A 7,184-nucleotide genomic window follows, 5' to 3' on the forward strand; every position below is an offset into this window, starting at 1 on the left:
TGCCGCGCGGGCGGTGGGTACGGGAGACCGCCCTGGTCCGGCTCCGGGTCGAGGCGAGGTGCCGCCCTGAATCGCCATCAGCGCGCAGTAGGTAGCCGCGGCCACCTTCCACTGGCCGCCCTGACGCACTGCCTGACCGGTCTGGTCGGGCAGTACCGGCGTGCCGTTCATGAGCAGCGAATAGGTGACGTCGGCGTTGTCCGCGTCGATCAGCTTCACCCCACCCACGGTGACCGAGGTGCTCTGGGCCTGCGGGTTGGCCGCTTGCGCCTGCAGCAACGGGGTGAACTCGGCGCCCTTCTCGACCACCGCGACCTTCTTGTCGGCCCCCGCCTTGCCGTCGAAGAACAGCACATAGGCATCGGTGATGGACTTGACCGCCGCCGGGTCGGCCGCCGCGGCCTTGGCCGAGGAGGTGGCCGCCGACGTGGTCGACGAACTATTCGAAGCCTCGTCGTCGGAGCCGCAGCCGGTGACCGTGACGAGGGCGATCGCCACGAGACCACAACAGGCCATTGCCTTGCGGCGCAGTGTATTTCGCATTGGTGGTACCTCTCTTCATGAGCGACGAATCACTCGATCTTCTGTTTCATCTCGTCCAGCGCCATCAGGATCGGAAAGCCGTTCACGCTCAACGCGTTCCCGTGACCGGTCGAGTGCACGTCGAAGACGGACTGAATGGCGGCGTAGAAGCCCTGGACGTCGAGTGTCTGGTTGACCGCGCGTTTGGCCTGCCGCAAACCGAACGACGGCATGGCGGCGATCCGGGTGGCCAGCGCGCGGGTCTGCTCGTCGAGCTCCGCGCGCGGCACCACCTTGTTCACCATGCCGACCTGCTCGGCCTCGGTCGCGGTCACCGCGCGACCGGTGAACAGGATCTCCTTGGCCTTGCGCGCGCCGAGTTCCCAGGTGTGCCCGTGGTATTCGACGCCGCCGATGCCCATCAGCACGACCGGATCGGAGAACAGCGCGTCATCGGCGGCCACGATCAGATCGCACGGCCAGCACAGCAGCAGTCCCCCGGCGATGCACCGCCCCTGAACCGCGGCGATGGACGGCTTGGGCACATTGCGCCAGCGCAGCGAATACTCGAGGTAGCGGCGGCTCTCGTTCTGGTAGATCCACTCCAGCGTGATGTCCTGCGGCGAAGGCCAGCGATCCTTCAGATCGTGACCGGCCGAGAAGTGCTTGCCCTCGCCGCGCAACACGATCACCGCGACCTCGGGGTCCTGGGCCGCGCGGGTCCACGCGCCGTCGAGTTCGTCGAGCAGGTCCGAGTTCTGGGCGTTAGCCGCCTCGGGCCGATCCAGGGTGATGGTCGCGATCTTGTCGGCGACCTCGTAGCGGATGTACACAGCGAGCTCCTCAGCTCCGAGGGAGACCGAGCACACGCTCGGCGATGATGTTGCGTTGGATTTCGGACGTGCCGCCCGCGATGGTCCCCGCGAAGCTGCGCGCGTAGCGCTCGAACCAACTGCACGAGAAGTTGTCCAGATTCAGCGGATTGAACGGCGCGGTGACGGCCGGGTGCACCAGCCCGTCCGCGCCCGCCGCGAGCAGCGTCTGCTCCGCGGCGCTCTGCACCGCCTCCGAACCGAACACCTTGAGCACCGACAGCGCGGCTACATCCTGATCGCCGCGCGCCGCGCGGGCCAGCGCCGCCGAGCCGAGCAGGCGCAGGGCCTGGTTGTCCATGACCATGGTCGCGTAGGCGTCACGCTCGAGCACGGTCTCGGGCCGGAAGTCCTCGATCAGCTCCCGCAGGCGGTCGGCGAAACTCAGCCACAGCAGCGTGCGCTCGTGCCCGAGGGAACCGTTGGCCACTCCCCACCCGCCGTGCAGCGGACCGACCAGGTTCTCCGCCGGCACCACGACATCCTCGAAGAACACCTCGTTGAAGTCGAGATCGTGCGGACCGCAGATCGACGCGAACGGGCGTCGGGTCACGCCCGGGGTGTCGGTCGGGATCAGCAGCACGCTGATCCCCTTGTGCTTGGGGACGTCGGGGTCGGTGCGGACGAAGGTCAGCAGCACATCGGCGTCGTGGGCCCCGGAGGTCCAGACCTTCTGGCCGTTGACGACGAAGTGGTCACCATCGAGCACCGCGCGGGTCCGCAGTCCGGCCAGATCGGACCCGGCACCCGGTTCGCTCATGCCCAGCGCCGCGGTAATCTCGGCGCGCAGGATCCGCACCGCCCAGTTCTGCTTCTGTTCCTCGGTACCGAAGGACAGCAGCGAGGCGGCGATGATGCCGAGCCCCTGGGGGTTGAAGCTGTGATACATGTGCCGCTTGGACAGCTCCTCCAGGTGCACGTACTGCTGCACGAGCGTCGCGTTGCGGCCGCCGTATTCCGGGGCGTTGCCGGGAAGCAGCCAGCCACTGTCGAACTGGAGACGTTGCCATTCGCGCGCCCAGCCGGGAATGTCGGCGCTCGACGCCGCCCGGTCCGCGCCGGCGACCGCCGCGTCGGGCAGGTTCTCGTCCAGGAACGCCACGAATTCGGCCCGGAAGGCCTCGACGTCGGCGTCAAAAGTCAGTTGCACGGTACTCCTCGGCGATCAGCGCCCGATGCGTGTGCGCGCCGCCGAGCAGCAGCTCGCCGGCCTTGGCCCGCTTCAGCGCGAATTGCAGGTCGTTTTCCCAGGTGAAACCCATGCCGCCGAACAACTGCACGCCGTGGCGGAACACCAGGGACTGGCACTCGCCGGACGCGGCCTTCGCCATCGAGGCGGCGATCCGGCGGCGTGGATCATCGGTGGCGATCGTCAGCGCCGCGAAATAGGCCAGCGCCCTGGCCCGTTCGATCGCGATCTGCATGTCGGCGGCCTTGTGTTTGACTGCCTGGAAGGAACCGAGCGCGACGCCGAACTGCTGACGCGTGCGCACGTGCTCGAGCACCAGGTCCAGAATCCGCTGACACGCACCGACCGTGGTCAACGCCAGCCCGGTCAGCGCGAGGTGGCGCGCGCGTTCGGGCACCGAGGCGACGCGCCGGTCGTCGCGCACGCGCACCCCGACGAAGCTCACCTCGGCGAGGTGCAGCACCGGGTCGAAAACCGCTGTGCGCCGGGCGATCACCTCGGCCGCCTCGACGACGAACACCCCGGCATCGGTGACGACCGCGTAGTGCTGCGCGCGATCACCGTCGAGGACATGGTGCGCGGTGCCGTCGAGCACCCAGTCCGCACCCTCGCGCCGCACCGTGACGCCGGTGAACACGGCCGTTCCCGAGCGCCCACCCTGCGCGAACTCCGGTGCGAGCGGGGCGAACTGGCTCATCGTCGCCAGGTACGGCGTGGGATCGGTCGCCCGGCCCAGCTCCTCGAGCACGATGGCCAGTTCCACCGCGTCGCCCGCGTCGACCAATTCGGTCCAGCCCAGCTCGACGTAGGTCTGCCACAGCGGGTCCGGATCGGCGTTCTGGTCGGCGACCGCGCGAATCAGCGTGGGCGAACATTCCTTGGTGAGGACGGCGCGCACAGTTTCCTGCCACAGCCGTTGATCGGAGTCGAACTCCACGAGCATCCGGAGGGCCTCCTTGCCAGCAACCGTCAGTATCGATACGGAGAATAACATTCTCGTCAGAAGAAAGTAATAGTCTCCAAGATCGCGGACACGCGGGGCTGGTAGCCCTTGGATATGACGTTCTCCGGTACAGTGCATGCATGTTCTGCACACCTGACCGAGGATGGAGGCAACCGTGACCAGCGTCAGCGAAGAGCCCGCGTGGAAACAGCGGGCCGTCGAGCGGTCCATCCGCGGGGCGAAACTGCGCGCCGAACAGCGGGTGCAAAAATTCCTCGACGCGGCGCAGGCGATCATCACCGAGAAGGGCACCACCGACTTCACCGTGCAGGAAGTCGTCGACCGCTCGCGCCAGTCGCTGCGCAGCTTCTACCTGCAGTTCGACGGCAAACATGAGCTGTTGCTCGCCCTGTTCGAGGACGCGCTGAGCCGGACCGCGGATCAGCTGGCGGCTGCTGCCGAGGGCAAGACCGAGCCGCTGGACCGGCTGCGGGTGACCGTGGAGCTGCTGTTCGAATTATGCAGGCCCGACCCGGTCGCCCAACGTCCCCTGTTCACCGATTTCGCGCCGCAACTGCTGGTCTCGCACCCCGCTCAGGTCAAGGTCGCGCACGCGCCCCTGCTGTCGCTGTTCACCGACCTGATGGAACAGGCCAAGAAGGCGGGTGCGCTGCGCGCCGACCTCAACCCGCACCGCATGGCCGCCGTCGTGATGCAGACGGTCATGTTCACCGCCCAGTCGGCGGGCGGCACCGACGAGGACAGCGCACACCCGATCACCGCGGGCGAGGTCTGGGACTTCTGCGCGTTCGGGTTCGCCGAATCCTGAACGGCCGGGTGGCCGCGTAGGCCACCCGGGATCGCCTCAGGGCGCGGCCACCTCGATGACCGTCGCCGAGCCCATGCCACCACCGGCGCACAGCGCCGCGATGCCGAAACCACCACCACGCCGCCGCAATTCGTGCACCAGGGTGACGATCATCCTGGCCCCGGTCGCCGCGACCGGGTGCCCCAGCGAGCACCCGCTGCCACTGACGTTGACCAGTTCCGGGTCGATGTCGAGCGCCTTGATCGCGGCCAGCGGCACCACCGCGAACGCTTCGTTAATCTCGATCAGACTCACCTGCGACAGCGAGATGCCCGCCCGCGACACCGCTTTCGCGATCGCCTCGATGGGCGCGAGGCCGGTGACGGCGGGGTCGACCGCGACCGACGCCCACGACCGTATGACACCGAGCGCGGGCAGCCCGAGCCGATCACTGGCGATGGCCAGGGCCGCGGCCCCGTCGTTGGCGCCCGCGGCGTTGCCCGCCGTGATGCTGAAACCCTCGATCTCGGGGTGCAACACCTTCAACCCGGCCAGCTTCTCGATGGTGGTGTCGCGGCGCGGGTGCTCGTCGACCTCGAACAGGCCGTGCGGGGTCTTGATCGGCACGATCTCGTCGGCGAAACGCCCCTCGTCGATGGCGGCGATGGCGTTGCGGTGCGAACGCAACGCCCAGGCGTCCATCTCCGCACGCGAGATACCGGCTTTGACCGCCGCGTTCCAGCCGACGGTGATGGACATGTCCAGATTCGGCGCATCCGGACGATCGGGATGCGTCGGGGAGGTCCACGGGTCGAGCCATTCGTCCTCGCCTACCCGGAAACGCAGGCGCGGCGCGGTGGAATCGGCGTTCACGCCACCGGCGATGATGAGCCGGTCCATGCCCGCGCGGATGCTCGCCGCGGCGGACTGCACCGCCGCCATCCCCGCCGCGCAGTGCCGGTTGGTGGCGAGGCCGGGCACCGTGGTGAGCCCCGAGGTGACCGCGGCGTGCCGGGCCAGCACGCCGCCGCCGTAACGCCCCTCGCCCAGGATGACATCGTCGATCTGATTCGGATCGAGGTCGGCCGCCACCGCGGCGACCACATGATCGGCCAGCGTGAAGCCGTCGGTGTCGCGCAGCGTCCCCTTGCGCGCGGTCCCGATGGGCGTGCGCAGCGCGGAGACGATGACTGCTTCAGGCATGGGTGCCCTCCATTTCGGCGACAAGGGTGCGTCGCAATAGTTTTCCGGTGTCGGTCTTGGGCAGCTCGGTACGGAACACGACGGCGTCGGGCGTCTTCGACGAACGCAGCCGGTCCTTGACCCACTGCTTGACCTGCGCTTCGTCACCGACCCCGACGACCACCGCGACCAGGCGCTGACCCCATTCCGCATCGGGCACGCCGATCACCGCGGCCTCGGTGATGCCGGGGCATTCGAGCAGCACGTCCTCGATCTCGGCCGGTGCGATGTTCTCCCCGCCCCGGATGATGGTGTCGTCGGCGCGGCCGTCGATGAACAGGTAGCCGGCGGAGTCGAGCCTGCCGAGATCACCGGTGGGGAACCAGCCCTCGGCGTCGAGGGCGCTGCGGCCGCCGTATTCGCCCGAGATCTGATCACCACGGACGAAGACCAACCCGGTCTCGCCGACCGCGACGGGTTCGCCCGCGGCACTGCGGATCTCGAACTCGATGCCGGGCAGCGCGCGGCCCACCGAGCCGAGACGATCGCGCACGAGCTCATCGGCGGAGGCGGCGGCGGCCCGGTGATCATCCGGTCCGAGGACCGCGACCGAGGACGCGGTCTCGGTGAGTCCGTAGGCGTTGACGAACCCGGTCTCGGGGAACACCCGCAGTGCGCGATCGAGCACCGGGCGCGGCATGCGCGAGCCGCCGTAGGCCAGCGTCGCCAAGGTCGGGGTGCTCGCGTCGGGTCCGTCGACCGCGGCGACGATGCGCGCCAACATGGTCGGCACCAGCATCGCCTGGGTGATCTGTTCCCGGCGTACCGTCGCCAGCCACTCGGCGGGGTCGAACGCGGGCAGGTAGACCACCCGGCGACCGGCGTAGAGATTCGAGAGCAGATTCGTCAGCCCCGCGATGTGGTACGGCGGCACCGACACCAAGGTCGCGTCGGTGGTCGCGGCGGCACCGAACTCCACGGTGTTGAGCAGGTAGGCCATCAGGTGCCGGTGGCGCAGCTGCGCGGCCTTGGGCGCGGAGGTGGTGCCGCTGGTGTAGAGGATCACCGCCACCGAGTCCGCGTCCCACGGCGTCGCCACCTCGGGCGCGTCGGGCTGGGCGGGGTCGATTGCCACCAGGGCGTCGAGGTCCTCCGGTCGCAGGACCAGCGCGCCGGGGTGGCGTTCGAGCAGCGCGCTCAGCTGGGCGTCGCCGAGCCGGTAGTTCAGCGGCACGAACGGCACACCGGCCAGCACGGCGCCGAACAGGGCGATCGGATAGGCCAGGTGGTTGGCGCCCAGATACAGCACCGCGGAGTGCTCCTGGAAGCGCGGGGTCGCACGTCGGGCGCGGTCGAGCAGGTCTGCCGCGGTCAGCGAGCGGTCGCCGACCGTGATCACCGATCGGCTCCCGGCCGAGGCGGCCATGTCTAGGATCATGCCAATGTTCATGAGAACATTATTCTCACAGCAAGAGAGTGTTGATTTCAAGAGAGGAAAACAACATGGATATAAGTGGTAGTTCCGCCATCGTGGTCGGCGGTACCGGCGGACTCGGGGAGGCCACCGTCCGTCGCCTGCACGCCGCGGGGGCGAAGGTGGTCGTCGCCGATGTCGCCGACGACAAGGGCAAGGAACTCGCGGCCGAACTCGGTATCCGCTATGTGCAC

8 protein-coding genes are annotated in these 7,184 nt (G+C 68.5%); 2 read left to right on the forward strand and 6 right to left on the reverse strand.

The annotated features are described in order from the left end of the window. The 4 genes from ACFWF3_RS18015 to ACFWF3_RS18030 all read right to left on the reverse strand — a co-directional run. A partial coding sequence (locus ACFWF3_RS18015) for a hypothetical protein (protein ID WP_379314533.1) occupies window positions 1-543 on the reverse strand: 543 nt, incomplete at its 3' end. A gap of 29 nt (window positions 544-572) precedes the next feature. After that, on the reverse strand, window positions 573-1,355 hold the full coding sequence (locus ACFWF3_RS18020; protein WP_067444910.1) for an enoyl-CoA hydratase: 783 nt from the start codon (window positions 1,353-1,355) through the stop codon (window positions 573-575). 10 nt (window positions 1,356-1,365) lie between these two features. After that, on the reverse strand, window positions 1,366-2,544 hold the full coding sequence (locus ACFWF3_RS18025) for an acyl-CoA dehydrogenase family protein (protein WP_378990212.1): 1,179 nt from the start codon (window positions 2,542-2,544) through the stop codon (window positions 1,366-1,368). Further along, window positions 2,528-3,526 (reverse strand): acyl-CoA dehydrogenase family protein, encoded by a 999-nt coding sequence (locus ACFWF3_RS18030; protein ID WP_379314534.1) that lies wholly within the window; start codon window positions 3,524-3,526, stop codon window positions 2,528-2,530. The genes ACFWF3_RS18025 and ACFWF3_RS18030 overlap by 17 nt, the downstream gene beginning before the upstream one ends. A gap of 175 nt (window positions 3,527-3,701) precedes the next feature. Here ACFWF3_RS18030 and ACFWF3_RS18035 point away from each other — a divergent pair, with 175 nt between their 5' ends. Next, a complete protein-coding gene (locus tag ACFWF3_RS18035) occupies window positions 3,702-4,355 on the forward strand; it encodes a TetR/AcrR family transcriptional regulator (RefSeq protein WP_379314535.1) in 654 nt (217 codons plus the stop codon). Window positions 4,356-4,391: 36 nt separating this feature from the next. On the opposite strand, the gene ACFWF3_RS18040 is transcribed toward ACFWF3_RS18035, so the two are convergent. Both ACFWF3_RS18040 and ACFWF3_RS18045 read right to left on the reverse strand, forming a co-directional pair. Beyond that, window positions 4,392-5,537, reverse strand: a complete 1,146-nt coding sequence (locus ACFWF3_RS18040; protein ID WP_379314536.1) for a thiolase family protein — start codon at window positions 5,535-5,537, stop codon at window positions 4,392-4,394. Next, window positions 5,530-6,966 carry a class I adenylate-forming enzyme family protein gene (locus tag ACFWF3_RS18045; RefSeq protein WP_379314537.1) on the reverse strand — a complete coding sequence of 479 codons (1,437 nt, stop codon included), beginning with the start codon at window positions 6,964-6,966 and terminating at the stop codon, window positions 5,530-5,532. Before ACFWF3_RS18045 ends, ACFWF3_RS18040 begins: the two co-directional genes overlap by 8 nt. Window positions 6,967-7,019: 53 nt before the next feature. On the opposite strand from ACFWF3_RS18045, the gene ACFWF3_RS18050 reads away from it, so the two are divergent. Then, a partial coding sequence (locus ACFWF3_RS18050; RefSeq protein ID WP_379314538.1) for an SDR family NAD(P)-dependent oxidoreductase occupies window positions 7,020-7,184 on the forward strand: 165 nt, incomplete at its 3' end.

The sequence above is a fragment of the Nocardia sp. NPDC060220 genome (assembly GCF_042727815.1).
GTDB lineage: Bacteria > Actinomycetota > Actinomycetes > Mycobacteriales > Mycobacteriaceae > Nocardia.

Excerpts from the sequence above, each read along its gene's own strand:
- ACFWF3_RS18030 (WP_379314534.1), bottom strand. The coding sequence starts at position 3,526 with ATGCTCGTGGAGTTCGACTCCGATCAACGGCTGTGGCAGGAAACTGTG.
- ACFWF3_RS18045 (WP_379314537.1), bottom strand. The coding sequence starts at position 6,966 with ATGAACATTGGCATGATCCTAGACATGGCCGCCTCGGCCGGGAGCCGA.
- ACFWF3_RS18040 (WP_379314536.1), bottom strand. The coding sequence starts at position 5,537 with ATGCCTGAAGCAGTCATCGTCTCCGCGCTGCGCACGCCCATCGGGACC.